The sequence below is a fragment of the bacterium genome (assembly GCA_040755795.1).
In the GTDB taxonomy this organism is placed as follows: Bacteria; UBA9089; CG2-30-40-21; order CG2-30-40-21; family SBAY01; genus JBFLXS01.
The window spans coordinates 1-2,438 of record JBFLXS010000525.1; the positions used below are offsets into that span (position 1 = coordinate 1).

At 38.5% G+C, this 2,438-nt stretch carries 2 protein-coding genes; both read left to right on the forward strand.

What is annotated here, in order from left to right; translation table 11 throughout:
* The coding region (locus AB1414_19245) for a PQQ-binding-like beta-propeller repeat protein (protein MEW6609549.1) at nucleotides 1-1,373 on the forward strand (1,373 nt) is incomplete at its 5' end.
* A 15-nt stretch (nucleotides 1,374-1,388) separates the two neighbouring features.
* Nucleotides 1,389-2,438: M23 family metallopeptidase (locus AB1414_19250; protein ID MEW6609550.1), on the forward strand; the 1,050-nt coding region annotated here is incomplete at its 3' end.

Sequence of the window (2,438 nt, forward strand, 5' to 3'; positions counted from 1 at the left end):
GTGTAGAGATAAATTCAGCAGGGAATTATGCCTATGATGAAAATGGATCAATAAGAGACCGTCAGGATTTAATCAAACCTATCAATATGAATACGGAGTCGCAGGAATTACCAAAAGGCACAAAACTCAATGCCAGATTTAACTTCCATCCCACTAACTTACTCACCCAGGGCAGTCATACCTTCCGCGTAACGATAAAAAACCCTGCCGGACTTATCGGCACGGCGACGACAAAAGAAGGCTTTGACTGGATACCGTTTGAGATAATACCAAAACCTACTTTATTATGGCAAAAGGAATTTGAACAAAACATTGGTAATATCTCAATGACTGGAGATGGTAAATATATTGTGGTTAATACTGTGCCTGATGAATTTGATGAATCAGGAAGAAATGAAATATATATGTTTGATAGAGCAGGTAATATAGTTTGGCAACATAGCTCAACAGAATATGGAAGTGGTGCCTCTTTTGCAACCATCAGCAAAAATGGGAATTACATAGCTGTTTACAAAGCTATATGGATACCTGGTTCAGACGAACTGGTGTCCTCTGACTTATTGTATCTTGATAAAAACGGAAATTTGTTGTGGAGAACTCCGGAAGAAGAAGGGCTACCAGAGGATTTTTCTCTCTCTGATGATGGAGAATATATATTGATGTCTGCTCCGACAGGAAATTTCTTTGCTTCGCTATATAACAAAAATGGTGAGAAACTTTGGGAAAAGCTGGATCTTACACTGGAGCTTATGGCAGGGGCACCTATAATATCTGGAGATGGAAATTATATCCTGATTTTTAATCAATTATTTGATAAGAGGAGTAATCTTTTATGGGAAAAGGATAGATTTATTGGTAGTGGAATATCAAATAATGGCAATATCATTGTAGGGGAGGGTTATAATGCCAGATATTCATCCATCCAATCATTTAATCCTTCAGGAAATCTCCTTGGAGAATACAGTTGTAAGGATAAAGATGAAATTCCTTATCCTATCCTTTCATGGAATGGTGATTATATAGTTGCTTCTACTAATAATGGGGATAAAGTTTACTTCTTAGATAATAAATGTTCACTACTCTGGGAAAAGGTATATAGTTGTAAAGAGGGAGAAATAATACCTGATGTAAGACCATTTAGTATTATTACAGATGATGGTAAATATTGTGCTGTTGCCTACAGGAATGTCTCTATTGACATTTTAAATCAAAGTGGTAATGTAGTTGGACAGATAAATTTTGAAAGTGAGGTAGGAAAAACTGGGTGGGGAGGAGAAGTAGTAATGTTATGGTCAACTGATGGGAGGTATTTAGCAGTTACTGAACGAAGGGGAAAATTATACCTTTATGATAATAGTAATATTATTAAATAATAGGAGGGGAGAAGTATGTTTCAGAAACTTAACATATTCTTTTTAATGGGTTTAAGTATGTTTAGTGAAATATTATTGTCCACAACTGTTTTCTCTCAAACTACCGCTACAGTTGATATCACTAACCCAAGAGAGGGAAGTATATTGCGGGGAAGCTGTTCTATATCAGCAGAGATAGCGGTTTCGTATGGATTTACCCAGACACCTACACCTGGGCGAAGAAGTTCAAATTATGGCTGGAGACAAATAGAGGGTAGAAATGGATTCCATTATGGCGTTGATACTGCTGACCCATTTAATACTGATGTGCGAGCCGTAGGAGCTGGTACCGCTCACCCTTGTCAACCTGGGAGATTTGGGAATACGGTTATTATTGACCACGGAGATGGACTTTATACCCTTTACGCACATCTTTCTACATATACTGTTAGTAGTGGCCAACAAGTAAATGCTAATACTGTAATAGGCCGCTCAGGAAATACAGGAGGTAATTACGGTTATCATTTACATTTTGGGGTATCACAAGATACCACAGGAGCTCTTGGGTGGAGAGATATAAGGGCTGACAGTAGGGTTCATAGAGTCAACCCAGACAACTATCTCCCGACAGCAAGGATAAGGGTTAGAACTGCTATTGATAGTAATCATCTTCACACTCAAAATTATCCAGCAGGAACTACTAATATTAGCTACTCTACAAATTGGAATACAACTCAGGTCAATGATGGTTCACATACCGTAAATGTAAATAGTTATAGCGTAAGTCGTGAGGGTAGGTTAGTTAATAATCAACCTGTCCAACAGGAAATAGAAAGAATAATAGGAACAGATAGTGTCAAAGCAATAGTAGATAACAGTACAAGAGTAGTTGAAGTCCCCATCCAGAAGTCTGCCTCGCCGGCGACTCCTATTGCTGGCGGGTTTCAGGCGGCTTCATCCCTCTATTTCTGGGATAATCAGAATAATTACTGGGAGCGCTGGATTAATTCTAATCTACGCGTGGATTCAGATAATATCATCCGCTATAATGCCGGCACCTCTAACCTCGATAACCCAAACCTTCGG